Here is a 25,805-nt window from a genome sequence, read left to right as displayed (position 1 = left end):
CACCAGTCTGCCCGCGACCCCATCAGGCTCCCGCGAGTTCCCGCATCGGAAAGCGCAGACGGAAGATGGTGCCCCGTCCTTCCTCGCTTTCCACATCCACCGAACCGGAGGCTTGCGCGACCAGCGCCTTGACCGAAGCAAGCCCAAGACCGGTGCCCCGGCCGGGCGGCTTGGTCGTGAAGAAGGGGTCGAAGATGCGCCGGCGCACGGATTCCGGGATGCCCACGCCTTCGTCCTCGACTTCCAGAAGAGCCTGTCCTCCGTCCTGGCGGGAGCGGACCCAGATGCGGCCGCCGCGCGGCATCGCATCCCGGGAATTGGAAAGCAGGTTCGCCAGGATCTGATCGACCTTGGAAGGATCCATCAGCACCGGCAGTTGATCGGGGCTCTGTTCGAGCATCAACTGAACGGGGGGACGGACCACGGCCTGCAGGAGGCTCCGCCGCAGTTCCAGGTGGCCGCCGAGGTCGAAGGCCTGCGCCGGCAGATCCTGCTGACGCGCGAAATCCATGAGCTGGGCCGTGAGCTCTCCAGCCCTCACGGCGCTCTCCTTGAGGCGTTGCACGTCCTTCAGGGCTGGCGTCTTTCCGCTCGTCAGGTCCAGCTCCAGCAGGTCCGAATACATCCTGGACACGCCGATGAAGTTGTTGAGGTCGTGGGCCAGCCCCGCGCCGATGCTGGCCACGGTGTTCATCCGCTCGGTCTGCAACAGCAGCGCCTGGGCCTCTTCGAGGGAGCGGGTGCGCTGGGCGACCTGCGCCTCCAGGGACTTGGCGAGGAGCTGGGTCTCCCGCATGACCAGCCCCTGCCGCCAGAGCAGCAGCACCATCATGGGGATGAGCAGGACCACCACTTCCCAGTCCAGGCGCTGGGGAGCGAAGGCGAGCAGGATGCAGACCAGCACCAGGGAACACACGGCGGGAAGGTAGGGGAACAGGCTTTTGATCCACGATGGCTCCGCGGTCTCGGCATGGTCCGCGGTGCGGGGCGTGAGGAAGGCCTGGGCCCAGCACAACCAGGTGAAGGCGTCCAGGGCCTCCACCTCCAGGATCAAACGCGCCCATCCGTGCTGATGTGCCGCAGAAAGCGCCGCATTCCGCACCAGGGAATACAGCAGCCCGAGACCGATCCATCCCAATCTCCGCCGGTCTCCCGGCAGCGGACGCAGGTAGAGGCTCGCCCACAGACCAAACGTCAGCGTGGTGACCAGGAAGAGCGCCACCAGCAGCTTCAGCTCCGGACCCGGCAGCGATCGTGCGGCGACGAAGTCCCGAAGCCCGAGATTCCAGACGAGAAAGAATCCCCCCGCGGCGAAGAGGAGATCCTCCAGCACCATCCACAGGTGCTGGACCTGGCCCCTGCGCGGCGCGCCCCAGGTGAGGAGCGCCGCGATTTCCAGGGCGTAGGAGATCAGGTGGTGCGGCTGGCCCCAGGGCAGCCTGGGCAATGAAGCCTTCCAACCAGGGAGAATCGCAAAGAGCGCACGAACCAACAGGAGGAACCCGAGCTGAAGGGTCCAGAACATCCAGGTCAGCTTCGGCGCCTCCCCCGACTTCCAGAGGCGGAAGGCCGCGCCGAAGGCCAGCAGGAGCGCGGCCAGGGTGCAGGTTCCGAACCAGGTTTTGAGGCCCTCCATGCCAGGCAACACCCACGGGAGCACAAGGTTGCAGCCGAACAGGCCCCAGACTCCCCACAGGAATGCAGGGAAGGGGCGGCCAGCCTGGTTGGATGGGGAGAGGGGCATGTGACCCTCCTGTATGTCTATTCGGCTGGCATCCCCAAGGGCTGCACTTTCCGGGCGGCCGCCAGGGCCCGTGGACCCAAGTCGGCTCCAGGCCGTGGTAAAGATCAGCCTCACCGAGAAATCGGCGGATGAACTTTCATGCCCACCCTCGATGCGCCGATAGAGATACAACCTGGCTCTCATCCACCAACGGGAGCGTGATGATTCCCCGTGCGGCCTGTCTCGTCTTGATCTTGGGCGCGACCTGGGCTGGTGTTCTGCGAAGCGGGGCGCCTCCCGGGCTGCCCACGGCCCAGATCATCGGCCAGCGTGCGGGTTTCACCGGGGCCTATCCGCGGGCGGTCCTGGCGGACAGCCAGGGTCGGCTCTGGGTGGCTTCGGACATCGGAGGCCTCTACCTCGGGGATGGCCTCCGGTTCCTGAAGGTCGATCTGCCGGGTCCGCTCCAGGGGAGGTCCGACTCCGACGTCGCGGAGGACCGACACGGCCGCATCTGGCTGTTGTCCACGGGCGGACTCGGCACCTGGGACCGGGGTGCCTGGCAAGTGGATGAAACCATCAAGGACCGCGAACTGACGCTGCGTCGCCGCAGCGAGGGGATCTTCAGCCAGCCCGGCGGGGACCTGCTGGTGGTGGCCTCGGGTCGGGCCTGGCGCATTCCGGAGGGCGGGCGTCCGGCACCGATCCCGCTTCCCGGCACGGATGCCGACGGCGATCCCAGCCTGACATGGCAGGGCAGTCAGCTCATCGCGAACCGTGGCGGGCGCTTCTGGCGCGAAACCGCTAAGGGCTGGACCGACCTGCCCTCCCTTCCCATGGGGGGTATGGAGCATCCGCAGGGACCGCTGCGCTGCGATGGCGATGGACACCTCTACCTGCTCACGGAACATCACCTGTACCATCTGGCGCCCGGCGCCTCCGCCTGGCGTCCTCTGGAGCTGGCCCTTCAAGTGGACGGCACGCGAATGACTCGCCTTCAGGACGGCCGCATCTGGATCCTGCAGAACCAGCAGGCCCTGCGCATCCTGGGCGGGGTGATCACATCGCTCGCCATGCCGCGGGGGTTCAGTTCGTACGGCGCCGAGGCCCGCTGCCTGGACGCCGAAGGCAACCTCTGGATCACCCGCACGGATCTCGTGAGGATTCCGGCTCTGGGGCTCGTGCTCTCCCACGTCGGAGAGGGCTTTCCCCCGCCCAGGGAGGTCTGGAGCGTTCACCGTGACCCGAATGGTCCGCTGTGGATCACGTCGGAGGCTGGCGTCTTCCGCCAGAACGCCGAAGGCTGGCGCGAGGTGAAGGGCATACCGGTGGCCAACGGCCTCAGCGCCGGCCCTGACGGCTGGCTCTATACGCGGAGCCGCCGGCACCTGATGCGGGTGGACCCCCGCACCCTCCGATCCGAGACCGTGCGAATCCCATTGCGGAAAGAGGGAGTGGAGATCCGGCGCGGTCCGGTGATCCACGGCAGGCGCCTGTGGGCGCTGGATCCGGACGGCCAGCTGGTGGCGGGCACTTGGAAGGACGGGCATTGGGACTGGGCCTGGGAGTCTTCCCCGCCGGTTCCCAGCGGAAGCAGCGCCTTTTTCCTCGGTGACGAACTGGGTCGCCCCTGGCTCACGTTTGGGCACCGCACCTTCTGTCGCGTGGCTGAGCGTTGGGAAGAGGTCCCCATGCCCGACGGCATCCAGCCGGTGGACCTCAGTTTCTCCTCCGCGGAGGAAGGTCTGGCGGCGCAATTCGCACCGCCCGCCGTGGTCGCGCTCGCACGCACCGCCACGGGCTGGAAATCCCGCCGCATCGTGAGTCCCTCCGAGCTCCGGAACATCGGCACCCTCTACGCCATCCGCAAAGACGGTCGGGGCAATATCTGGATCAACTCGGATCGGGGCGTGGTCCGCCTGGAACCGGGCGATCCACCCAGACTGCACCGCTACGGCAGCGATCTGGGCCTGCCGGCGGACGACACGGACCAGGCGGCCCTCCTTCCCGAAGGTACCGAGCGCATCTGGGTGGGCACGATCCTCGGCCTAGCCGAAATCCGCCCCGGAGAGGGGTCCGGCATCCCGCCGCTGACGGTGCCCAGCCTGCTCGAAGCCCGCTGTGGCGACTGGGTGCGCCAGGCCGCGGAACCCTTCATGTCCATCCGCCATGGACAGGGATCGGTGGTCTGGGAGCTGGGATTTCCGGGGCCGGTGCGCGGCGAGGGCGCCCACTTCGAATTCAGGGAGGCCGGGGGAAGCTGGGCCACCCTGGCCGGCACGGCGCTGCAGTTCCCCACCATCTCCCCGGGACGTCACACCTACGAGGTGCGGGTGGTGCCGATGCTGGGCCAACCCGGTCCCATCAGGCGCCTGGAGATCCGCGTGCTGCCGCCCTGGTACCGTCATCCGGCGGCCTACACGCTCTGGGCGCTGCTCCTCGTGGGAACCGTGCACCTGCTCATCCGCTGGCGCCTGTCGAGGCTGGAACGGCGCAACCGGGAACTGAGCCTCGCCGTGGCCCAGGCGACGGAGGGACTGCGCGCCAGAGAACGCGACCTGGAACTGGTGAACCGCCGCCTCTACGAACTCAACGACGCGAAGAACCGCATCATCGGCCTGGCGGCCCACGACCTCAGGAATCCGCTGTCGGGCATCCTGCTTCACGGCGAATTGCTGCAGGAGGATCTGCAGCATCCCGAGGCGGCGAAATCCCTGGGCGCCATCCGCACCCTCGGCACCACGATGATGGACCTCATCCAGCGCCTGCTGGATGTGCATGCCATCGAGGTGGGCCACGCCGAAGCGCCCCGCATCGACGCGATGGATCTCGCCGCCGCCCTGGCCGGGACGCTGGAGCGGGCCCGCACGGCCGCGGAACGCAAGCACATCTCCCTGTCCTCCGGCCCCGCGCCAACCGCCTGGGTCATGGGGGATCCTGCCCAGGTGGCTCAGATCCTCGACAATTTCCTTGGCAATGCGGTCAAGTTTTCTCCCGCGGAAACGACCATCACCCTGGGGCTCGAAGACGCGGGCCCGTGTTGGCGGGCCTACGTGAAAGACCAGGGGCCGGGCCTCTCGGCGGAGGATCTGAGCCGCGCGTTCGGGGAATATGCCCGCCTCAGCGCCCAGCCCACGGCCGGCGAGCCCTCCGTGGGGCTCGGGCTCTCGCTGGTGAAACGGATGGCCGAGGCCATGGGCGGCGTGGTCGGCGTCGACAGCGTGCAGGGCCACGGCGCCACGTTCTGGCTGGACCTGCCGAAGGTCTGAGCCATCAGGGCCAGTTGCCCCCCTCGGATCCTCAGCCGCGCCCGCTCAGGGCCTGCAGGCCCACGCCGATGACGATGACGGCGAGGGCGACCCAGCGCATGGGCGTCATGGCTTCGCCCAGGAAGGCGCGGGCCATGAGCGCATTGGCCAGGAAGCCCAGGGCGAGGAAGGGATAGGCGTAGTTCACCTGCACCAGGGACAGGGCGCCCAGCCACACCACCACGCTCACGGCGTAGCAGGCCAGGCCCGCGATCACCCAGGGTTCCAGCATCAACCTGAACAGCGGGCCGACGGCCAGCTGCATGCCGCCCGCGGCCTGCAGGCCCTTCTTCAGGCAGATCTGCGCGGCGGCGTTGAGCAGCACACCCAGCACGATGAGGGGAATGGCTTTCACATTGGGGCTCATGGATATCCTCGGTGGGGCGTTCCAGATCGATGGGCGGGCAGTGGAACGAAGCGGCCGGCGCCACCCCCATCTTCCCGTGGAAGCGGCTGCTCCGCCCAGGCGTAGAATAAAGGCATGAACCCCTTCGTGCTCAGCGTCCTCCTCCTCGCCGTGCCCGCCGCGGACGGCCCCAAGCAGGAGATCAAGCAGGCCGCCAAGGAAATCGGCCAGGGCTTCAAGAAGGGCGGCAAGGCCGTCGGCCAGGCCGCGAAGGAAGGCGGCAAGGCCGTCGGCCGCGGCGCCAAGACCGCGGCCAAGGGCGTGGCCAAGGGGGCGAAGGAAGCCGGCCACGGCATCAAGGAGGCCGTGAAGAAGTAGCGGCCCAGCGCCGCCGCGCCGGTCATCTTCAGCGCCTTCGCGCCAGAGATCTTCAGCGCCGCCGCGCCACCACGGCCGCCGGGCTCCGCGCCACTTCCACCCAGTGGATCCGCTCCTCGGGCCTGAGGTTCTTCCAGGTGGAGGGCTTGGTCATGACGAGGACGGGCCGGGCGGGGCCTTCGGCCTTCATGCGCTCGGCCACCGGGCCGAGGGCGGCCATGTCCTCCTGGAACCACCGCTCCGCATCCGGCAACCGGTCGCGTCCGTAGCCCATCTCGCCGGTGCTGGCGATCACCACGGCCCGCGTGCGGGCGTAGAAGGGGACTCCCTGGAAGGTGTCGTTGTACAGAATCCACTGGGCGTTCGCGGGAGTGCTTCGGACGAGGTCGGCCACCGATTTGCCAGGCCCCGCCACCGCCTGCCCGGCAACCAGCAGCAGCCACATCACGCCGCCGAGGGCCGCCATCAACTGCGGCGCGCTGAGGGCCGCGCGGCGATGGGCCCAGAGGCCCAGGCCTGCGAATCCCGCTCCCACGGCAAGCACCCAACCCCGCCCCTGCACCTCGTGGCGGAAGAAGGCGCCGGCGAGCAGGAAGAGAAGGCCGAGCACCACCAGTTCCTTGCCCATGCGCCGGTAGGCGGCGCGCTCCTCCCCTTCCCGTTCAAAGGTGCAGGCCAGGGCCGCCAGGGGCACGATGGCGGGCAGGATGTAGGGCGGCAGCTTGGAGCCTGACAGGCTGAAGAAAGCCAGGGGCCAGAGGAAGCCCAGCACCGCGATGCCCACGGTCCAGCGGGCCAGATGATCCGTCCCCTGGGGCCCGCGGCCCTTCAGGAAGGTGAATCCGCGTCTGACGCCCACCACGGTGGCCGACAGCCAGGGCAGCACGCCCACGGCGAGGAAGGCCACGAAGTAGAGCTTGTCCAGCACCCAGTTGTTGGAGCCCTGGCGCGCGTGCTCGTGCGTGAGAAAGCGCGTGAAGTGCTCGTGGATGAAGAAGAACTGGGCGTGGCCGGGGTTGGCGCGGTTCACCGCCCAGAACCAGGGCACGACGAGGGCGAGGTAGAGCAGCCAGCCCAGGGGATCCAGGGCCGTGCGCACCACAGCCCGGCGCAGGTCCCGGTCCTTCCATGCGAAGGCGAGGGAGAAGAAGAGAATGCCGCCCGTGAGGATCACTTCCGCCAGGCCCTTGGTCAGCATGGCGCCCGCCAGCAGCAGGAAGGTGAACAGCGTCCAGCCCAGCGCCGGCGCGCCCTCGCGACGGCGCGCCACGGCCTCGACGAAGGCGGCGAGGGCCGCGACGAGGAAGGCGCTGAAAAGCGCATCCAGGGTCAGGTACTGGCCCACCACGAAGCCCATCAGGCCTGTGGCGGCCATGAAGGAGGCCCACAGGGGTTCCCGCGCGCCGAGGCGCTTCGCCAGCCGCCAGGCGGCCCAGAGCATCAGAGCCGAGGCCAGGGCCAGGGGCAGCCGGGCGGCGGCGCCGTTCAGTCCGAACAGCTTCATGCTGATGGCCGACAGCCAGTACTGGAGCGGCGGCTTTTCGAAGTAGAGCACACCGTTCAGGTGCGGTGTCAGCCAGTTCCCCGAGGCCAACATCTCCCGCGGGATCTCCGCGTAGCGGGTCTCGTCCGGCTCCCAGAGGGGCCGCAGGAAGAGCGGCAGCAGGCCGAGGAAGAACCAGAGCGTGAGGAGGGTGGAGCGTTCGCGGCGCGTCATCCCTCCAGGCTAACGCCAAACCCCTACTTCCCCAGAGGGCCCAGCAAACACCAGGGCTGCGGCTCCATGTCCTGGAGCACGGCCGCCATCCAGCGGTACTGGGGATGGGCCGCCATGAAGGCCCCGGCCCTGAAGGGTTCGCCGCAGGGATGCCCCATGCGGCCCCAGAACGTGAAGGCGCGGGCCAGGTCGGCCGTGGTCACCTTGGCGTTGATGGCCCCGATGGGATAGAAGGGGTCGTTGGACCATTCCGGAGCACCCTGCGGATCCCGGTCCACGTGGCCGCAGAGGCCGCAGCGGTTGAGGGCCTCCTTCCCCTGGCTGCTGTCCCGGTGATCCGCCAGCACGGCCTTGCCCAGGTCCGCGTCGATGCGCCCCCGGTTCTGGGCCATGAGGCCGTCCCAGCGGGCCTTCCGGGCGTTGGGGGAACTCGTCGGCGCCTTGGCATCGAAGGTCGTCTCATCCTTCAGGAGCATCTCGTCCGTGGCGAAGTTGGATCCGACGAAGGCGCCATCCTTCGCGCGCCAGAGCTTCTGGTGCTTGAGCCCCAGGTCCAGCTTGGCGATCTCGTTGGTCTTGAGGTCGCCCACCAGCCAGGTGTTGGCGTAGGCGCCGTTGTTGTCCTCGGAGATAAGACTGACGAAGTCCTCGATGGAGCGGGCGTACTGGGCGGCCCGGCGGGCCCGCACGAACTCCGGCGTGCGCCCTTCTGCGAAGCCCTTGAAGCCCGAGATGGTCGTCTCGGTGATGAGGATGCCCGCGCCGTTGATGGCGAAGTCGTCCCCGCTTTGGATGCTGCCGGGGAATCCGTCCATGGCGAGGCGCTGCCCCTTGGAGGGGTGCAGATCGAAGGCGATGCGCCAGCGGCTGCCGATGGGGTAGTCCACCCAGGCGTTGTGCCCCATGACGATCCTGCCGTCTCGCGTGGCACTGCCCGTGGCGATGAAGGCGCTGCAGTTGCCTGGGGCCTTGTTGTCGGCGCTGCCCGGCTTCGCCTGCTCCGCCAAGGAAGGCAGGTAGTACCAGCTGAGCTCCAGCCACCCGTTCAGCACCACCAGATCGAGGGCGTCGTACTGGTAGCCCCGGGCCTTCAGGCCCTTCGCGATGCCTTCGATCTCCGTGCGGTATTCGTCTCCCAGCTTGGGCCAGAACAGGCGCTGCACCGCCTCCCGGAAGAAGGGCCAGTCCCTGCCGGTGCTGCCCTTCAGGAAGGTGGGCAGCATCCTCAGGGCGTCATCGATTTCCGGGGCGAGCAGGTAGCCATGCTGGAAGCCCAGCGTGGCCGGATCGCCTTCCAGACGCACCTGGATCCAGCCCCCGGTTTCCTTACGGGAAGCCCCCTCCAGGCGCGGGTCCGCAGGGGCGGCCATGAGGAAGACGGACGACAGACACACCAGGAAGGTACGCAGCATACAGACCTCCAGGGACTTGGGGGCCTGAGCTTAGCGCCAGTGGGTTTCCAGCGATACGGATTGGCTTCGTGAAACGAGCCGGGAAACGCGAAGTGGATCATACCGACTGGCGAATTCTCTGTCAGGTCGGATCCAGGCTTAGGCCATTCCTATCAGGGCACGCCCGGCCATCATCCCTTGGTCAAGACGTTCTGGAGGGTTGATTCCACGAGAGAAGCGAGCACCCGGTAACCTGCCCCATTGGGATGCAGTCCATCCTCCGCCAAGTCCACCTTGAGAAAGCCGCGACCATCCAGCATGGGCGTAAAGGCATCCAGGTAGGCGTAGCCCTTGGCCTTGCAAAGGGCCTGTAGGCCCTGATTCAGGCCCCGGATGCGTTCCATGGGGCGGGTGGCGTAAAAATCCCGGGCCTGGGGCGTGCCGTTGTGCACAGGCAGGATTGAGCAGAACACGATCCGGATGCCGTTGGCCGTGGCCATATCCCCCATGGACGCGAGGTTGGCGAGAATGTCGGCATCAGTGGTGGGTCCGGTATTGCCTGAAATGTCATTGGTGCCAGCAAGAATGAACACCACTCGCGGTTTCAGGTTGATGACATCCGGACGGAACCTCAGCAGCATCTGCGCCGTCGTCTGCCCGCTGATGCCCCGATTCACGTACGGCCGCCCAGGAAAGGACTGGGCGAGCGGCCAGGCTTCAGTGATGGAATCGCCGAAGAATACCACTCGGGATTCGTCAGCCTTGGGGGCCGGTAGCGTCTGGTTCGCCGCCCGGTAGCGCGCAAGCTCACCCCAATCATCCCGCAAGGATGCCTGACGACTATCGCGCCAAGCCTCGAGACGAGCACGGGCCTGAATCTGGACTTGGGTTGGGGAATTCGGATGAACGTCCTCGGCCCGTATCGACAGAAACCGAGACACCACCCACAACCCCATGGCGATCTTGCGCATGCCCGCTCCCAGCTGAAGCGAAACCCTTAGCTTTCGGTCTCGATGACCTTCTCGAGCGCCTTGTGCTCTTCGACGAAGAAGTCGATGGCTTTCTTCAACGAATCCTTCATGGAGACCTTGGGCTCGAAGCCGAAGGTGTTCTGCATGCGCTTGATGCTGGGGGTGCGGCGGGCCACGTCCTGGTAGCCCTTGCCGTAGAAGTCGCCGCTGTTGGCTTCCACCATGCGGCCTTCGGGGATGCCGCGCTCGATGCGGAAGGGATGATCCTTCCAGATCTCGATCATCTGCTCGGCGATTTCGCGCACGCTGAAATCGTTCTTGGGGTTGCCGATGTTGAAGATCTGACCGTCGGCCTTGCCGCCCTCATTGCGCAGGATGGACATGAGCCCGTCGATCGCGTCGGCCACGTCGATGAAGCAGCGGCGGGCCGTGCCGCCATCCACCAGCTGCAGGGGCTCGCCGTTGAACAGGTTCCAGCTGAACTGGGTCACCAGGCGGCTGCTGCCTTCCTTGGCGGTGTTGAGGCTGTCCAGTTTGGGGCCCATCCAGTTGAAGGGGCGGAACAGGGTGAACTTCAGGCCCTGCTGGAAGCCGTAGGCCCAGATCACGCGGTCGAGCAGCTGCTTGCTGGTGCTGTAGATCCAGCGGTTCATGGGGATGGGGCCGGTCACCAGGGGGGACTCGTGCTCGTCGAATTCCTCGTCGGGGCACATGCCGTAGACTTCCGACGTGCTGGGGAAGACGACGCGCTTCTTGTACTTCACGCACTGGCGGACGACCCGGAGGTTCTCCTCGAAGTCCAGCTCGAAGACGCGGAGGGGATCGGTCACGTAGATCTTCGGCGTGGCAATGGCCACCAGGGGCAGCACGACGTCGCACTTCTTGATGTGGTACTCGATCCACTCCTTGGAGATGGTGACGTCGCCCTCGACGAAGTGGAATCGCGGGTTGTTCAGGTGGTCGGAAACCTTGTGGGTGCCCAGATCCAGACCGTAGACCTCCCAATCCGTGTCCGCCATGATGCGGTCGACCAGATGGGAACCGATGAATCCGTTGACGCCGAGGATGAGGACCTTCACGGGGACTCCAAAGACAAACGAATGATTCTAGCAGGAGTTGGGGAGATGGCCTCTGGGCCGATGCGCGGGGCCCGGGGGTGTGCGCGCAGCGCAGAACCCCGGGACAGCATCACACCCGGCAGACCACCTTGCCGAAGCCTTGCCCCGCTTCCAGGTGGCGCTGGGCCTCGGGATAGTCGGCCAGATCGAAGACCCGGTCGATGACGGGGCGGAAGGGCGGATTGATGGGATTGCGCTGAAGGAGCGAGAGCAGGGTCCAGAGGTGCTCCCGGCGGCCCATGTACGAACCGAGGATGCGGATCTGTTTGGCGAAGAGGGCCCGAAGATCGAAGGTGGTTTCACGTCCCGTGGTCGCGCCGCAGGTGACGATGCGCCCGCCCCGGGCGCAGGCCGCGAGGCTGGTGGCCCAAGTGGCGGCGCCGGTGTGCTCGAACACCACGTCCACGCCCCGTTTTCCCGTCAGTTCGCGCACCTTCGTGGCCAGGGCCTTCAGGTCGCTGCGGACGATCACGTGCTCGGCGCCGAGATCCCAGCAGTGCATGGCCTTGGCCTCGCTGCCCACCACGGCGATGGCCGCCCCGCCCAGGGCCTTCACGAGCTGGATGGCCGCGCTGCCCACGCCGCTGCCGCCGCCCCAAACGAGCACCGTCTCGCCAGGCCGCAGGGCGGCCTTGTGTACGAGCATCTCCCAGGCCGTGAGGAAGACCAGCGGGAAGGCCGCCGCCTGCTCGAAATCCCAGTTGCCGGGGATGGGCAGCAGGTTCGCGGCAGGCACCAGCACGTGGGTGGCGGCCGTGCCGTCGCACACATGACCCAGTACGCCGTAGCCGGGGCATAACATGTCATCGCCGCGCAGGCAGGCCGGGCACACGCCGCAGCTGAGCCCGGGCGCGATCATCACGCTGCCACCCAGTTCCACCCCTGGCGGCAGGATCGTGCCCTCGCCCGCGGCCTCGAGCACGCCCGCGCCGTCGCAGCCCGGCGTGAGCGGCAGGGGCAGCGGAAAGCCGGGGATGCCCTCCGTGGTCCATAGGTCCAGGCGGTTCAGGGCCATGGCCTTCAGTTCGAGCCGGACCCAGCCCGGCTTGGGATCCGCGGGCTGGAACGCCTCGCGCACCGGCGATCCCGCCGGCCCGTGCTCGTGGATGCGGAAACGGAAGGATTCAACCATGGGAACCTCCGGACTTTCGGATGTTCATCACTCCGACTTCAGCGAGCGCGTCATCAGGCGCCGCACGGCTTCCTGGGGCGATTCGCCGTTGAGGAGGCGCTGCACTTCAGCTGCGATGGGCAGGTCGAGACCGTGTTCCTTCGCGAGGGCGAGAGCCGCTTCGCAGGTGAACATGCCTTCGATGACCTGGCCGCCGAGGGCGTCGCGGGCCGCATCGACGCTGTGGCCCTTCCCCACCAGTTCTCCGAAGGTGCGGTTGCGGCTCTGGGGGCCCGTGGCCGTCAGCAGCAGATCCCCCATGCCGGCGAGGCCCATGACCGTGGACGACTGGCCGCCCAGCACCTCCACCAGGCGCGCCATTTCGGCGAGTCCGCGAGTGATGAGCGCCGCCCGGGCGTTGTAACCCAGTTGCAGGCCGTCCACCAGCCCAGCGGCGATGGCGAGCACGTTCTTCAGCGCGCCGCAGAGCTCGGTGCCGACGACGTCGCGGCTGAGGTAGATGCGCAGCCGCTCCGAGGCAAGCTGGGCCTGCAGGGCCTTGGCTCGGTCCTCGGAAACCGAGAGCGGCAGGGCCAGCACGATGGCCGATGGCACGCCACGAGACACTTCGTCGGCGAAGGTGGGTCCCGACAGCGCGCCCACGGGCGCGTCCAGCACGCCCGTGAGGGCCTGGGACAGCGTCTGATGGGTGCTCTGCAGGATGCCCTTGCTCACGTGGATCACGGATTCCGGCGCCTTGGGCGCGCGGGGCCTGAGGGTACGCCAGGCCTCGGGCGTCACCTGCGTGGGCATGGCCGAGATCCACAGAGGTGCGGCGAAGGCATCCGTCGGATCATCCGAAGTCGTCAGTCCCTCCGGAAATTCGACGTCCTTCAAGCGCAGGTGGCGCCGCGTGGCGGCCATCTGGGCCATCTCCTCCGGGAAATTCCCCCAGAGCGCGACCCTGGCGCCGGCGCGGGCCCAGGTGATGGCGAGGGCCGTGCCCCAGGCGCCCGATCCGAAGACGCCGATGTCCGCGCGCCTAGACATGGGCCTTCTCCTTCTTGGCGCCCCAGAGGGGGGACTCGGTGCCCTTCAGGAGGCGGCCGATGTTCTCGTGGTGCTTGACGATGACGAGGAGCGAAATGCCCGACCAGAGCAGCAGGACCATCGGCGGGGCGCCCTTCCAGAGCAGCACGAGGGGCAGTGCCGCAGCCGACATCACGCTGCCCAGGCTCACATAGCGGAACACCAGCAACAGCACGATGAACACGCCCAGGGCCGGCAGCACCATGGAGGCCTTGAAGGCCAGCGCCACGCCAAGGGCCGTCGCCACGCCCTTGCCACCCTTGAAGGCCAGCCAGGGGGTGAACACGTGGCCCAGTACCGCCCAGAGGGCCAGCAGTGCCAGGACAGGTTCTCCAAGTCCCAGGCGCTTCGCCAGGAACACGGGCAGGAAGCCCTTCAGGATGTCCAGCAGCAGGGTGACGATGCCGAGGGCCTTGCCGCCCACGCGGCTCACATTGGTTGCGCCGATGTTGCCGCTGCCGTGCTGCCGCACGTCCCCCTTCCCCGCCAGCTTCACCAGCAGGAGGCCGAAGGGGATGCTGCCGCACAAAAAGGCGCCGAGGCACCAGAGGACCAGGGAAGACAGGGATGGCGATGACATGGACGCAGTGTATCAGCGCCTCGGGGCCTTCCCGGAAATCCGACGGGCCCACATGCCACGGGCCCAGAAACAGACGATGGCCCACGCGGGGCGGGTCCATGCACAGGCGAGGGCCCGCATGCGGCGGGCCCCCGGGATGGATCGCAAATGCAGGGCGTGGCCCGGAAAATCCGGACCCCGAACGAACCTAGTGCATGCCCTCCTCTTCCACCCTGGAGGCGTAGGGCTGGCCCGCGGCATTGGTCTTGGTCGAAAGGGCGCGAACCTCCACCGCGTCTCCCACCTTCAAATCGGAGAAAGCGATGGCGGCGTCGTCGCGGATGAAGACGGTCTGTGCATCGGTCCAGTACGTCGTTCCGCCGAGGGTGAAGGTCAGGTCGGCCGCGCTCACGGCGCTGAGCATCCCGCGGGCCTCCTCATCGCTCGCGCCGTCGCCGTGCTGAGCGAACCGGACCTCCACCCGCGTGGCCAGGATCGTGTCCGGGGCGGTCGGGCTGGGGTTGCCCTCCACCTCGACCACGGCGCCCACCGCCAGGGTGCCCTGCACCGCCGCAGCACTGAAATCCACTTTGAAGGTGAGCAGGGTGAAGGTCTTCGCCGTCGCATCCAGCGTCAGCACGGGGCCGCGCAGTTCCATGGCCGAGCCACGATCATCCTCCATGTCGGTCTCCACCTCCACCCGGGTGGCCGTGAAGGTCGTACCGGACAAGGTGCCGCCGATCTCCACGCGCACGCCGTTGGCCAGGGTGCCGCGGACCGTGGCTGAACCATAGTTCACGGTGATCGTCCCGATCATGAAGGTCGAGGCGCCTGCATCCAGGCCGGAGACGAGACCTCGCAGTTCCTCACCCTCATGGGTTCCGGCGGCTCGCCGTTCGATGCGCGTGGCGAGGAAGCTGCCGTCGCTTTGCGTGGATCCGAAGGCGCGAACGGGATCACCGACCTTGAAATCCGCCAGGGCCAGGGGCGTGAAGGTGTGATCACTTCCCTGCTGCACCAGCACGGTGAGCGCGTCCACGGTCACGACCTTGGTCAGGACCGTGATCTTGCCGCCGGTCACGTCCACGGCCGTGATGGGTCCGCAGAGATCAGGCCGCACGTCTGCACGGCTCAGATGAAGGCTGGAACCCGCCACGCTCCCCTTGGCGTGCAGCATGACGCCAGGCTGAAGGTCTGCGGCGGATCCGGGCTGGCCGTTTACGGTCACCGTGGCGGCCGTCGCGTCGACGGGCTGCCCATTGAACTGAAGCGCCGAGGCGGTTCCGGCGAGGGCGCCCACCACGGTCACCTGGGCACCGGTGGCGGGCGGCGGCGCGCTCTGAGTCTTGTACCCACTGCCACCACAGGCGGACAGCAGGGCCACGCCACAGGACACGACGAGGATTCGTACAGATGAAACCATGTTCACCTCCAAATGCAGGCCACGGGCAGCCCCCTTCTTGAGCGGAAGAGGGCGGGATTGGATGTCCCCACAATGGTTCCTGCCCGCGGGCCCATCAAGATCCGGTTTCGTTTTTTCCAGGCCTCCGGCCTCCGGTTAAATCGAAGTCCAAAAGGTAATTAGACCAATCGAACTAGATCAGGGCCCGGCGCAGCAGATCCAGGGCCAGGGCCGTGCTGCGCACCTGGATTTCCACCCGGTCGCCCACCAGCGCATGGGTCTTCGTGAGGGTTGTGCCGGGCCCCGCCAACGAGATGAACACCGTGCCCACGGAGCCGGCACCATCGCCATCTGTGGTGGGGCCCGCGTGGCCCGTGATGGCCAGGGCCCAGGTGGCGCCCAGCCGTGTCCGCGCGGCCTCCGCGAGGGCCTGGGTGGTGGCTTCCGACACGGTACCGTGGGCCTTCAGCTGGACCGGATCCAGGCCGAGGAGGATCCGCTTTGCCTGAGCGGTGTAGACGGTGGCGCCACCCAGGAAGGCCGCGCTGGCGCCGGGAATGGCCGTGAGGCGCGAGGCCAGCAGCCCGCCGCTCATGCTCTCGGCGACGGCGAGCGTCTCGCCCCGCGACTTCAGCCGGTCGAGCACCGCGTCTTCCAGGTTGCCCGCGCCGACGCAGGCCAGGTCGGCACCCAGCAGGGGCGCAAAGTCGCCGCGCGCCGCTTCCAGCGCGGCGGGATCCGTCCCCCGCGCCAGCAGCTCCACCTGGCTGAGGTTGGCGAGGATGGTCCAGTCGAGGTGGCCGTGCTGTTCCCGGAGGCTGCGCGTGCGCTCGTCCAGGTTGCTTTCGGGCACGCCGGCCACCACCATGCGCAGCGTGTGGACGGTCTGGGCCGCGAGGGGCCGGAGCCGCGGCTGGACCTGGTCTTCCCACATGCGCTTCATCTCGCGGGGGACGCCGGGCATCATCACGATGCGCACGCCCGGATGCCCCGCAGGGTTCTGCCACCAGACCCCGGGGGCCGTGCCCACGGTGTTCTTCAGGGGTTCCGCACCCTGCGGGATGAGGGCCTGCTTGAAGTTCGCCGCGGGCGGCACGCGGTTGCGCGCGGCATAGAAGGCCTCCATGTCGGCCCGACAGCCCGCGTCCTCCACCAGTTCCGCCCCGAGGAGTTCGGCGAAGAGCTCCTTCGTGAAATCGTCGAAGGTCGGCCCCAGGCCGCCCGTGGTGAGGATGAGGTCCGAGCGCGTCAGGGCCTCGCGGAACAGTTCCGCCAGGTCCTCACGACTGTCGCCCACGGCGGTCTTGCGGTGGAAGGCCAGGCCCAGATCCGCCAACCGCTCCCCCAGCCAGACGGAATTGGTGTCGAGGCGCCGGGTGGTGAGGAGCTCCGTGCCGATGGCGATGCATTCGATGCGCATGAGGGAATGGAACCACGGCAGCGGAGAAACCTCCAAGCCTCAAACCGCACCTGCGCCACACGCGGCCCGATCAGCTATTCCGATCCATTGGTGCCTCAGGATTGGCGCCTCAGGACTCCAGCCACTCGCGCGCGAGCTTCCGTCCGGCCCACAGGCCGAAGCCCGAACCTACCAGGCTGAGACAGGCGCCCGTCATGAAGCCGACGAGGGCGCCGAGGTACCAGCCCACCAGGCTTCCCACCGTGGCACCGACCCAACCCATGAGTTTTTCCATGCCCGATCCTCCGGGAGTACGATGAGCCCCATGACCAAGGTGTTCCCATGATCGTGCATGATCTCGATGACCTGATGCTGGAATCCGACGAGGAGTCCGGCATCCAGGAGCTGGGCCGGCGCTTCCTTGCCCGAGGCCCCTGGACCACGGTGGCCTTCCTCGTGAAGACGAAGACCGATCCCGAAGGCGCCTGGGAGGGGCCCTTCCTCTGGCTGCACCGCTACCAGAAGGTCGCCCAGGGCTGGAAACTCGTGAGCCGTTTCCGGACGACGGAAACGGCTCAACTGGAGGCCCTGGCCTCGGCCTTCGAGGACTGGAAGGACTACTTCAGTCCCGGCAGGTAGCGCTCGCGGATCACGGTCAGGTGGTGCGCCACGTGGCCGAGGCAGATGTAGGGGATGCAGCGGGCCGTGATGGACCGGTTGTTGGTGGTGCCCTGGTTTCCCCAGGCGGCGTCGGGCATGCCGCGGAACATCGTGAGGGTGGCCGCCCGCGCGGCCTGGAAATCGGCCAGCAGGTCCGCCAGGCTGCGCGCATCGGCCTGGGCCGTGGCGGCGTAGTCATTCTCCTCCCAGCCCGGCAGCGGCGTCGTGTCGCCACGGCCGATGCGCAGGCAACGGTAGGCGAAGATGCGCTCGCCGTCGCTGAGGTGCTGGATCAGATCCTTGAGGCTCCACTTGCCCGGGGCGTATTTGTAGGCGCCCTGGGCTTCGGAGATGCCCGCGAAGAGCTTCGCCACTTCGTCGGCCTGGGCCTGGAGCAGCGCCAGCGGATCGCCTTCGGGCGCGGCGGCGATGTAGGGCGCGTAGCCTTCGGAATATTCGCCGGGCTGGGGTCGGGTCAGGGTCATGGTGCCTCCTTAGAAGGTCATCACCTTCATCGTGTTCGTGGTGCCGGATTTCCAGAGGGGGAGGCCCATGGTCATCACGACGCGATCGAAGCTGCCGACATCGTGCTTGGCCAGGAGCAGGTCGCGGACGACCTCCACCATTTCGTCCGTGCTGGCCACGCGCGGGATGATGAGCGCCGTCACGCCGCGCAGGATGCCCATGCGGCGGGCCGTGAGTTCGTCCACCGTGGCGCCCAGGACGGGCGTGCGGCCGGCCAGGCGGCTCACCATGCGGGCGGTGCCGCCACCTTCGGTGAAGGCCACGATCCAGCGGGCGTTGATCTCGTCCGCCGTGCGGCAGGCGGCGAAGGCCACGGAGATATCCGTGCGCGCCAGCACCTTCTCGGCGAGATCCTCGGGCAGCGTCGTGGTGCGCTGCTTCACGTTGGCGTCCGCCTCGGCGGCGATGCGCGCCAGCCACTGCACGGCTTCCACGGGATAGGCGCCCGAGGCACTCTCCGCGCTCAGCATCACGGCGTCGGTGCCGTCCCAGATGGCGTTGGCCACGTCGCTGGCCTCGGCGCGGGTGGGCTGCGCGTGCTCGATCATGCTCTCCAGCATCTGGGTGGCGGTGATCACGGGCTTCAGCGCCTTGCGGGCGGCCTTGATGATCTGCTTCTGCAGGCCGGGAACGCGCTCCACGCCCAGTTCCACGCCCAGGTCGCCGCGGGCCACCATGACGCCCCAGGAGACGTCGAGGATCTCGGCCAGGTGCGCCAGGGCCGTGGGGTGCTCGATCTTGGCGATGATGGGCTGGGTACCGCCCAGGTGGTGGATGATGGCCTGCAGCTGCTGCACGTCCGAGGCGCGACGCACGAAGCTCTGGGCGAAGAGGTCGACGTTGTGCTCCACGCCCCAGCGGATGTCGGCGTGATCCTTTTCCGTGAGGGGATCCACGTTGATGTCCATGCCGATGGGATGGACGCCCTTGCGGGCCTTCAGGGGGCCACCGATGACGACCTCGGCCTTGAGCAGTTCGGAGCCCTTGGCGAGGATCTTCACCGTGATGGCACCGTCATCCAGAAGCCAGTGCTGGCCGGGCTCGGCGCCTTCGAACAACTCGGGGTGAGGCAGCGGGGCCGCCCAGGCGAAGCCGGTCGGAACCTCGGTGCCGGGCGCGTAGAAGACACCCTCGCTGCCGGTGGCCAGGTCCACCGGGGACTCCAGCAGGCCCACACGCCACTTGGGACCCTGCAGATCGAGGAACACGGGAATCGCGCGGCCCAGCTCCTGGGAGATGGACCGGACCTTCTCGAGGGCGACAACCCGGGATTCGGGGTCGCCATGGCTGGCATTCAGGCGGACGGCATCGGCCTCTTTCAGCGCTTCCCGCAGCCGATCGCCCTGCATCAAAGCGGGACCCAAGGTCATCACGAGTTTAGTCTTGCGCACAGCGCCCCCTATGTCTTGCACAGGCATTCCACACACTTTTCCACAGCCCGCGCTCGAGTTACAAAGTTATCACGAGGTCTTTCCCTGCGGTCATCACAGTGATACCTTCGTTCTCCCGATACGGTCATTGGAGAAGATGGAATGCGCGAAAAGCTGCGGATTCTCGTGGCAGAGATGGTGCGTGGAGGCATCCCGCTGGAGTTGGCTCGACGCGAGTTTGAACGGGTGTACCTGGAGGAGGTGCTGGCTGCCCACGAAGGCAACCACAGTGCCGCTGCCCGCGAGCTGGGCATCCACCGGAACACGCTCGCCAAGAAACTCGAGGCCCCGCAAAGCCGCCTCCGCCGCGTGAGTCTGGCGAGCTAGGCCCTCTTGTCCATCCGTCAAAGCCCGGCCCGCGCCGGGCTTTTTCTTTCGACAGGGCCCCCTTAGCCCGTTACAACAAGGATTCGGAGGGCGCGTGAAGAAGGTCGCCATCAATGGGCTGGGACGGATCGGAAGGCTGGCGCTGCGCCACCTCATGAAGGTCCCCGGGATCCAGGTGGTGGCCGTGAATGATCTCGCGGACGCCGCCACCCTGGCCCACCTGATGACCTACGATTCCATGCACGGCCGGGCGGAATTCTCCGTGGCTTCCGACGGTGAATGGCTCCTTCTGGATGGCCGGCGCGTGCGGGTCTACGCGGAGCAGGATCCTCGGAATATTCCCTTCGGCGCCCAGGGTGCCCAGCTCGTTCTCGAATGCACGGGCCGCTTCAATGGGAGGGCCGAGGCCGCCGCGCACCTCCGCGATGGGCTCGGCCACGTGCTCATCAGCGCACCCTCGGAGGACGCGGACCGCACGGTGGTCCTCGGCGTGAATGAAAAAAACCTGGATCCTTGTAGAGATCGGGTCATTTCCGCCGCGAGCTGCACGACGAACTGCCTCGCCCCGATGGTGAAGGTGCTCGATGACGCCTTCGGCCTCGATTACGGATTCATGACGACGGTCCACAGCTACACCAACGATCAGCGCATCCTCGACCTGCCCCACGAGGATCTGCGCCGCGCCCGGGCCGCCGCCCTCAGCATGATCCCCACCAGCACCGGCGCCGCCAGGGCCATCGGCCAGGTGCTGCCCCACCTCGATGGTCGCCTCGACGGCCTCGCCGTGCGCGTGCCCACGCCGGACGTGAGCATCGTGGACCTCACCGCCACACTGAGGTCCGAGGTCAGCCTGGAGGCCGTGCACGCGGCCTTCGACCGGGCCGCATCGGAAGGCCCCCTGGCGCCCTACCTGGACGTTCTTGAAGCCGAACTCGTCAGCGCCGACCTCGTGGGCAACAGCGCCAGCTGCCTCTACGACCCCTTCCTCACCAAGGTGCTGGGGCCGAGGATGGTCAAAATCTTCGCGTGGTACGACAACGAGTGGGGCTATGCCGCGCGGCTGAAGGACCTCTGCCTCCATGTCCTGGATCGGGTGTAGACGATGAAGCACATCGCCCTCAACGGTCTTGGCCGCATCGGTCGCCTCGCGGTCCGGCGCCTCGGTGCCGGGGCGCCCGAATGCCTCTGCGCCGTGAACGATCCCGCGCCCCTCGATCAGGTCGTCCACCTGCTTCGCCGCGATTCCGTGCACGGCCCCAGCGCCCTGCCCATCGAAGGCCAGACCGAATCCGGCCAGGACTATTTAATTCTCGGCGAGCGCCGCGTGCCCCTCTACCACGCCCTCGATCCCGCCCTGATCCCCTTCCCGGATGAAACGCGCCTGGTGGTGGAGGCCAGCGGCCGCTTCACGCACCGCGCGGACGCGGCCCGGCATCTGAAAGCCGGCGTGTCCCACGTGGTCATCAGCGCCCCCAGCCCCGATGCCGATCTCACCGTGATCGCCCCGGTGAACGGCGCCGAGCTGGACCTGGCGCGCCATCGCGTCATCTCCAACGCCAGCTGCACGGCCCACGCCACGGCCCCCATGCTGAAGATCCTGGAAGACGCCTTCGGCCTCGACCAGGCGGGCATGAGCACGGTGCACGTCGTCACCAACGATCAGCGCCTGCTGGATCTGCCCCACAAGGATCGCCGCCGGAGCCGCGCGGCCTTCCAGAGCATCATCCCCACCACGTCGAGCGCCTTCGGCGCCCTGCACCGCGTCATGCCGACCCTGCCCACGGGCTTCGGCGGCGCCGCGATCCGCGTGCCCTCCCTCAGCGTCAACCTCGTGGATCTGGTCGCCACCCTCCGCCGGGACGTCGACGTCGCGAGCCTCCGTGCCGCCTTCGAATCCGCCGCCCGGGGCCCGTGGAAGGGCCTCGTCGCCCTCGCCGAACCCCACACCGTCAGCTGCGACATCACGGGCCGCACCGAAAGCGTCGTGATGGACCTGGACCTCACCATGACCTTGGGAAAGCGCTTCGTGAAGGTCTTCGGTTGGCACGACAACGAGACCGGCTACGCCGCAAGGCTCTGCGACCTCGTGATGGATCTGGTGGGACGGATCTGAACGGATAAAGATCCACCACGGAGACACGGAGAAAAACAGGGAGACTCAGTGGGGCGAAGTTGGGTTAGGCCCTTCGCACACCTCTCTTTATTCACCTCCGCGGTTCCTCGGTGCCCTCAGTGTCTCCGTGGTGAGTCCGTTTCTAAAGCGTGCCCGCAGCGTAGCCCGTGCTGAAGGCGGCCTGCAGGTTGTAGCCGCCCACAGGGCCGTCGATATCCAGCAGCTCGCCGCAGATGCGCAGGTTGTCCCAGCCGCGCAGGGCCATGGTGCGTGGATCGACGGCGCCGAGGTCGACGCCGCCCGCGGCCACCTCGCCGCGGGCCAGGGGCACCGCCTGGGGTTCGCCCAGGGGCAGCGCCGTGGCCAACGCCACCAGGGCCTTCCGCGCGCTTCTCGACAGGTCCTTCAGCATCAGGCCGCGGTCGATTCCGGCCTCCTGCAGCAGCGGTTCAACGAGGCGTTCCGGCAGGTGACGCTGGATCCAGGTGGCCGCCAGCAGGCGCGGATTGGTGCGCTGCTCGGCCTGCAGGGCCGCGTCCACCGCTTCGGGAAGCTCCCGGATCGAGGCATAGGTCAGCCAAGCCGCGCCTTCGCGGCGGGCGCGTTCCGTGGCCTGGCTCAGCTCCAGCGCCGCGGGACCGCTGATGCCAGCCTTGGTGAACACGATGTCGCCCGCGAAGGTCTCCAGGCGCCGGCCCTCGGGCCCAGCCTGGAGACGCAGGTCGCCCTCCCGCAGCGACACGCCTTCCCAACTGGGCCTCGGGCGCTGCAACGGGATGGGCGCAAGGGCCGGAAACCAAGGCAGGACGGGCACCCCCAGCCCCTTGAGCCAGCCCAGCACCTCGCCGCGCGTGCCCGTTTCCGGATAGCTGGCGCCCCCCGTGGCCAGCACGTAGACATCGCAGTGGAGAGGCTCCCCATTGAGAAGCAGCCCCTCCAGCCGGGGCGCGCGCCCCTGCAGGGCCGTCACGCGGGCACCGGTCCGCACATCTACGCCGACCCGGTGCGCCAGGGTCTCGAAGGCCGCCACCACGGCGCCGGCGCTGCCCGGACGGTCCAGCGGAAAGACGCGGCCGTTGTCGCGTGTGTAGGTCTCCACGCCCTCACGGCGCAGCAGATCAAGCACCGCGGCGTTGTCGAAGGCGTGCAGCGAGGGACGGAGAAACCGCGCCTGCGCCTTAGAGAAGGCCGACAGCAGCGCTTTCGGCGGGCCATCGTGGGTGATGTTGCACTTGCCGCCACCGCTGATGCGGAGCTTCACGCCCAGGCGGCCGTTCGCCTCCAGCAACTGGACCGCATGCCCCAGCGAGGCTGCCCGCCAGGCCGCCACCAGCCCCGCCGCGCCTCCGCCCACCACGATAATCTTCGCCATGCCTCCATCATGGCCCATGCGGTCACCACCAGAGCTGGCGACTACTTCTTGAGAAGGTCCCGGAAGAATTTCTTGACCTTGCTTTCCTCTTCCGGAGGCGCCGGCTCTGTCTTGGCTTCGGCCTTTCGAGGCGGACGCTTCTTGGTCGGAGCTTTCTTCTCCTCGACCTTCCGGACCGGCACAGGAGCTGTCTCGGCCGGGATCTTCTGGAGGACCACGGGATTGGGCAGGGGTTTGCGACGCTCGGGGATGAGGCTCCAGGGCTCGTAGCCTTCCAGGACCAGGCGCAGCTGATGGGTGCCACTGCCGGGCACTTCGACCGACATGGGAGCGCGTCCCTTGGAGGCCCCATCGAGGAACACCTCCGCTGCGGGCGGCTCGGTGGCGACGGCCACCTCGAAGGGCGCGGGCTCGAGGTTGACGCCGAGCTGCCGATCCTCGGGACGCAGCGCGATCTCCTCCGGCAGGTAGTCCGGCAGCTCCACCCGCACCCGGTCGGCCTTGCCCTTCACCACCTGGCGCAGCGGCGTTCTCCCCAGCGGCCGGCCGTCGAGGTAGACTTCCGCGCCGCTGGGCTGGGATTCGATGGACAGCTCCCGACTCGGCTCGAGGAGCAGGTAGGCGATCCCCATGAGGAGGGCCAATCCCAACCCCGCACCGATCCACAACCAGCGGAAGCGGCGATTCGGCGAGGGTCTGGCCGGAAGCTCCATCTGCAGGGTGGCGGCGGGCTTTACCACGGCGGGGGATTCCAGGTGGGCCAGGCTGCTGCGCATGACGTCGGGACTCAGCGGCAGGGCTTCGATGAGGGCCCGCATAAAGCGCTTCTGATCCGGGAAGCGGGCGGCGGGATCCTTGGCCAGGGCCTGTTGGAAGACCCGCCGCAGCCCGGGGTCCATGCCCTCGGGAAACACGGGATCCTCGTGGGCGATGCGGTAGACCAGCGCGCCCACGCTATCAGCCGAAAAGGGCAGACGTCCGCTGAGCATCTCCAGGGCCGTGAGCGCGAGGGACCAGCGGTCCGTGGCCTCCGTGGCCCGGGCGCCGTTCAGCACCTCCGGGGCCGCGTAGGCCGGGGTTCCCAGGAAGGTCGCCGTGCTGGTGAGCCGAGCCTGATCGCCCCGGGCGATGCCGAAATCCATGAGCTTCAGGCGGCCATCGCGAGCCACCATGAAGTTCTCGGGCTTGATGTCCCGGTGGACGATGCCGAGGGCGTGCACGGCCTCCAGGGCCGCTCCCGCCTGCAGCAGCAGCCCCACGGCCTCGTCCGGACCCAGGGGGCCCCGCCTGATCCGATCGGACAGGGGTTCTCCATCGATGTATTCCATCGCCAGGAATGGCCCCAGGCCCGGTTCCTCGCCCACGTCGAAGACCGTGATGGCATTCGGATGGTTCAGGCTGGCGGAGACCTCGGCCTCGCGCTTGAAGCGCTGCAGCACCTCGTCCCCACCCGTCCCCTCGCGCACCACCTTGATGGCCAGGGGACGCTTGAGCAGGGGATCCTCGGCCAGGTAGACCGTCCCCATCGCCCCCGAGCCGAGTACGCCGCGGACCTGATAGCGGCCGATGGTGGAAGGTTCCGGACTCATCGCACCTCGATGATGCTAGGGGGATGATGGCAGAGAGATGAAGGCTGAGGTGGCAGGTCCCGGCCTGCGGGTACACTACCCCCATGTCAGAGATCGGCTTCACCGTCCCCCGCCCTGCCCAGCTGCGCCGCTTCGGAAGGGTGTTCTATCCCGCCGGCCTCCGCATGCAAAAGGCCCTGGCCGAATACGTCAACGCCGAGAACCGGCCCGATCAGCTGGTGATCCTGGAGCACGACCCGGTCTTCACCCTCGGCCGCAATGCGACGCCCGCCGACATTCACATGAGTGACGATTTCCTCCGCGCCCAGGGCGTCAGCGTGCACCGCACGGATCGCGGGGGCGAGGTGACCTACCACGGCCCCGGACAAATCGTCGCCTACCCCATCTGCAACCTGCGTGGCGGCCGCGAAGACGTGGGCAAGCTCGTGCGCGGGCTCGAAGAGGCCATGATCCGCACGGCCGCGGATTTCGGCGTGGTGGCCGACCGCCTCAAGGGCGCGCCGGGGATCTGGGTCGAGACGGCCAAATACCGACCGGGCGGTGGCCTGGAAAAGCTCGGCGCCATCGGCCTCCACCTCAGCCGCTGGATCAGCACCCACGGCATCGCCTTCAACGTGCGGCCGAACCTCGATCACTTCCGCTGGATCACGCCCTGCGGCTTCACGGACAAGGGCGTGTGCAGCCTGGCCTCTCTGCTGGGCGACGCCGCGCCCACCTGGCAGGAGGCCGCGGACCACCTGCAGGCCCACCTCATCGCCTGCCTGGCCCTGGACCTCCAGCCCACGCGGGAGCCCAGCCACAGCGTGTCGGCCCTCACCTGGCGCCGGGGCCCCTCGGGCCCGGAGATCCTCATGATGCTGCGCGTACCCGCCCACGGGCTCTGGTGGCAGAGCGTCACCGGCATGATGGAGCCCGGCGAGGTCCCCGAACAGACCGCCCACCGCGAACTGATGGAAGAGACGGGCCTCGCGGGCACCCTGAGGCCCCTGGGCCTGTCCCACAGCTTCTGGGTGGATCCCTCCATCGTGCATTTCCCCGACGGGGAACCGCGCTTCAACACCGAGACCTGTTTCTCGATGGAAGTCGCGCCCGGGGCCGAGGTCCGCCTGGAGCCGGCCGAGCACAGCGAATACCTGTGGTGCGGCCTGGACGAGGCGCAGGAGCGCATGAAGTGGGAGGGCTCCAAGGCCGCCGTAGGCCTGCTGAGGAAGGCCCTGGAGGCCTGAGGGCGCGCCGCACCCTGGACTCATGGCGCGGCTCAGCTGGACCGATGGATT

The 25,805-nt window shown here is 67.8% G+C and carries 23 protein-coding genes; 7 read left to right on the top strand and 16 right to left on the bottom strand.

The annotated features are described in order from the left end of the window. Nucleotides 1–22 precede the first annotated feature (22 nt). Nucleotides 23–1,744, bottom strand: a complete 1,722-nt coding sequence (locus tag QSJ34_RS03220; RefSeq protein WP_285570220.1) for a sensor histidine kinase — start codon at nucleotides 1,742–1,744, stop codon at nucleotides 23–25. 200 nt (nucleotides 1,745–1,944) lie between these two features. Between QSJ34_RS03220 and QSJ34_RS03215 the strand changes: the two genes are divergently transcribed. Then, entirely contained in the window at nucleotides 1,945–4,992 is a 3,048-nt protein-coding gene (locus QSJ34_RS03215) for a sensor histidine kinase (protein WP_285570217.1), read from the top strand. Nucleotides 4,993–5,023: 31 nt separating this feature from the next. Here QSJ34_RS03215 and QSJ34_RS03210 read toward each other — a convergent pair whose 3' ends face one another. Further along, entirely contained in the window at nucleotides 5,024–5,398 is a 375-nt protein-coding gene (locus QSJ34_RS03210) for a DMT family transporter (protein ID WP_285570215.1), read from the bottom strand. A 114-nt stretch (nucleotides 5,399–5,512) separates the two neighbouring features. Between QSJ34_RS03210 and QSJ34_RS03205 the strand changes: the two genes are divergently transcribed. After that, nucleotides 5,513–5,755: a hypothetical protein gene (locus tag QSJ34_RS03205; protein WP_285570212.1), complete on the top strand. Its 243-nt coding sequence runs from the start codon at nucleotides 5,513–5,515 to the stop codon at nucleotides 5,753–5,755. A 52-nt stretch (nucleotides 5,756–5,807) separates the two neighbouring features. Here the strand turns inward: QSJ34_RS03205 and QSJ34_RS03200 are convergent, their stop codons facing one another. The 10 genes from QSJ34_RS03200 to QSJ34_RS03155 all read right to left on the bottom strand — a co-directional run bounded on the left by QSJ34_RS03200 (nucleotide 5,808) and on the right by QSJ34_RS03155 (nucleotide 16,807). Further along, nucleotides 5,808–7,472: a phospholipid carrier-dependent glycosyltransferase gene (locus QSJ34_RS03200; RefSeq protein WP_285570210.1), complete on the bottom strand. Its 1,665-nt coding sequence runs from the start codon at nucleotides 7,470–7,472 to the stop codon at nucleotides 5,808–5,810. 23 nt (nucleotides 7,473–7,495) lie between these two features. Further along, on the bottom strand, nucleotides 7,496–8,884 hold the full coding sequence (locus QSJ34_RS03195) for a C45 family autoproteolytic acyltransferase/hydrolase (protein ID WP_285570206.1): 1,389 nt from the start codon (nucleotides 8,882–8,884) through the stop codon (nucleotides 7,496–7,498). 170 nt (nucleotides 8,885–9,054) lie between these two features. Further along, nucleotides 9,055–9,834, bottom strand: a complete 780-nt coding sequence (locus tag QSJ34_RS03190) for a GDSL-type esterase/lipase family protein (protein WP_285570204.1) — start codon at nucleotides 9,832–9,834, stop codon at nucleotides 9,055–9,057. A 26-nt stretch (nucleotides 9,835–9,860) separates the two neighbouring features. Next, on the bottom strand, nucleotides 9,861–10,913 hold the full coding sequence (locus QSJ34_RS03185; RefSeq protein ID WP_285570201.1) for a bifunctional UDP-4-keto-pentose/UDP-xylose synthase: 1,053 nt from the start codon (nucleotides 10,911–10,913) through the stop codon (nucleotides 9,861–9,863). A 109-nt stretch (nucleotides 10,914–11,022) separates the two neighbouring features. Continuing rightward, nucleotides 11,023–12,084: a zinc-binding dehydrogenase gene (locus QSJ34_RS03180; RefSeq protein ID WP_285570198.1), complete on the bottom strand. Its 1,062-nt coding sequence runs from the start codon at nucleotides 12,082–12,084 to the stop codon at nucleotides 11,023–11,025. Between the two features lie 27 nt (nucleotides 12,085–12,111). Next, complete coding sequence (locus QSJ34_RS03175; protein WP_285570196.1) at nucleotides 12,112–13,113, bottom strand: NAD(P)H-dependent glycerol-3-phosphate dehydrogenase; 1,002 nt, start codon at nucleotides 13,111–13,113, stop codon at nucleotides 12,112–12,114. Beyond that, nucleotides 13,106–13,732 (bottom strand): glycerol-3-phosphate 1-O-acyltransferase PlsY, encoded by a 627-nt coding sequence (gene plsY / locus QSJ34_RS03170; protein WP_285570193.1) that lies wholly within the window; start codon nucleotides 13,730–13,732, stop codon nucleotides 13,106–13,108. Before plsY ends, QSJ34_RS03175 begins: the two co-directional genes overlap by 8 nt. Before the next feature lie 187 nt (nucleotides 13,733–13,919). Further along, complete coding sequence (locus QSJ34_RS03165) at nucleotides 13,920–15,134, bottom strand: DUF5666 domain-containing protein (protein ID WP_285570190.1); 1,215 nt, start codon at nucleotides 15,132–15,134, stop codon at nucleotides 13,920–13,922. A 172-nt stretch (nucleotides 15,135–15,306) separates the two neighbouring features. Next, nucleotides 15,307–16,533 carry a CinA family nicotinamide mononucleotide deamidase-related protein gene (locus QSJ34_RS03160; RefSeq protein WP_285570187.1) on the bottom strand — a complete coding sequence of 409 codons (1,227 nt, stop codon included), beginning with the start codon at nucleotides 16,531–16,533 and terminating at the stop codon, nucleotides 15,307–15,309. Nucleotides 16,534–16,642: 109 nt separating this feature from the next. Then, nucleotides 16,643–16,807 (bottom strand): hypothetical protein, encoded by a 165-nt coding sequence (locus tag QSJ34_RS03155; RefSeq protein WP_285570184.1) that lies wholly within the window; start codon nucleotides 16,805–16,807, stop codon nucleotides 16,643–16,645. A 47-nt stretch (nucleotides 16,808–16,854) separates the two neighbouring features. Between QSJ34_RS03155 and QSJ34_RS03150 the strand changes: the two genes are divergently transcribed. Continuing rightward, a complete protein-coding gene (locus QSJ34_RS03150; protein ID WP_285570182.1) occupies nucleotides 16,855–17,151 on the top strand; it encodes a hypothetical protein in 297 nt (98 codons plus the stop codon). On the opposite strand, the gene QSJ34_RS03145 is transcribed toward QSJ34_RS03150, so the two are convergent. Beyond that, complete coding sequence (locus QSJ34_RS03145) at nucleotides 17,130–17,657, bottom strand: DinB family protein (RefSeq protein ID WP_285570180.1); 528 nt, start codon at nucleotides 17,655–17,657, stop codon at nucleotides 17,130–17,132. The two genes, QSJ34_RS03150 and QSJ34_RS03145, sit on opposite strands and share 22 nt — an antisense overlap. A gap of 9 nt (nucleotides 17,658–17,666) precedes the next feature. After that, a complete protein-coding gene (gene pyk / locus QSJ34_RS03140; protein WP_285570178.1) occupies nucleotides 17,667–19,088 on the bottom strand; it encodes a pyruvate kinase in 1,422 nt (473 codons plus the stop codon). 141 nt (nucleotides 19,089–19,229) lie between these two features. On the opposite strand from pyk, the gene QSJ34_RS03135 reads away from it, so the two are divergent. From QSJ34_RS03135 to QSJ34_RS03125, 3 genes are all read left to right on the top strand, one after another. Further along, nucleotides 19,230–19,454 carry a helix-turn-helix domain-containing protein gene (locus QSJ34_RS03135; RefSeq protein WP_285570176.1) on the top strand — a complete coding sequence of 75 codons (225 nt, stop codon included), beginning with the start codon at nucleotides 19,230–19,232 and terminating at the stop codon, nucleotides 19,452–19,454. Nucleotides 19,455–19,548: 94 nt separating this feature from the next. Next, nucleotides 19,549–20,553: a type I glyceraldehyde-3-phosphate dehydrogenase gene (gene gap / locus QSJ34_RS03130; protein ID WP_285570174.1), complete on the top strand. Its 1,005-nt coding sequence runs from the start codon at nucleotides 19,549–19,551 to the stop codon at nucleotides 20,551–20,553. 3 nt (nucleotides 20,554–20,556) lie between these two features. Continuing rightward, nucleotides 20,557–21,567 (top strand): type I glyceraldehyde-3-phosphate dehydrogenase, encoded by a 1,011-nt coding sequence (locus QSJ34_RS03125; protein ID WP_285570172.1) that lies wholly within the window; start codon nucleotides 20,557–20,559, stop codon nucleotides 21,565–21,567. A 142-nt stretch (nucleotides 21,568–21,709) separates the two neighbouring features. Here the strand turns inward: QSJ34_RS03125 and QSJ34_RS03120 are convergent, their stop codons facing one another. Next, on the bottom strand, nucleotides 21,710–22,939 hold the full coding sequence (locus QSJ34_RS03120; protein ID WP_285570170.1) for a BaiN/RdsA family NAD(P)/FAD-dependent oxidoreductase: 1,230 nt from the start codon (nucleotides 22,937–22,939) through the stop codon (nucleotides 21,710–21,712). Nucleotides 22,940–22,980: 41 nt separating this feature from the next. Further along, entirely contained in the window at nucleotides 22,981–24,528 is a 1,548-nt protein-coding gene (locus QSJ34_RS03115; protein ID WP_285570167.1) for a serine/threonine-protein kinase, read from the bottom strand. Between the two features lie 83 nt (nucleotides 24,529–24,611). Between QSJ34_RS03115 and lipB the strand changes: the two genes are divergently transcribed. Continuing rightward, the gene (gene lipB, locus QSJ34_RS03110; protein ID WP_285570164.1) at nucleotides 24,612–25,754 is read left to right on the top strand and encodes a lipoyl(octanoyl) transferase LipB; all 1,143 of its coding nucleotides are present in this window, start codon (nucleotides 24,612–24,614) and stop codon (nucleotides 25,752–25,754) included. The last annotated feature ends 51 nt before the right edge of the window (nucleotides 25,755–25,805 follow it).

Origin of the sequence: Geothrix limicola (genome assembly GCF_030268085.1) — a bacterium.
Taxonomy (GTDB): domain Bacteria; phylum Acidobacteriota; class Holophagae; order Holophagales; family Holophagaceae; genus Geothrix; species Geothrix limicola.
This window is presented reverse-complemented; position numbering and strand designations above follow the sequence as displayed.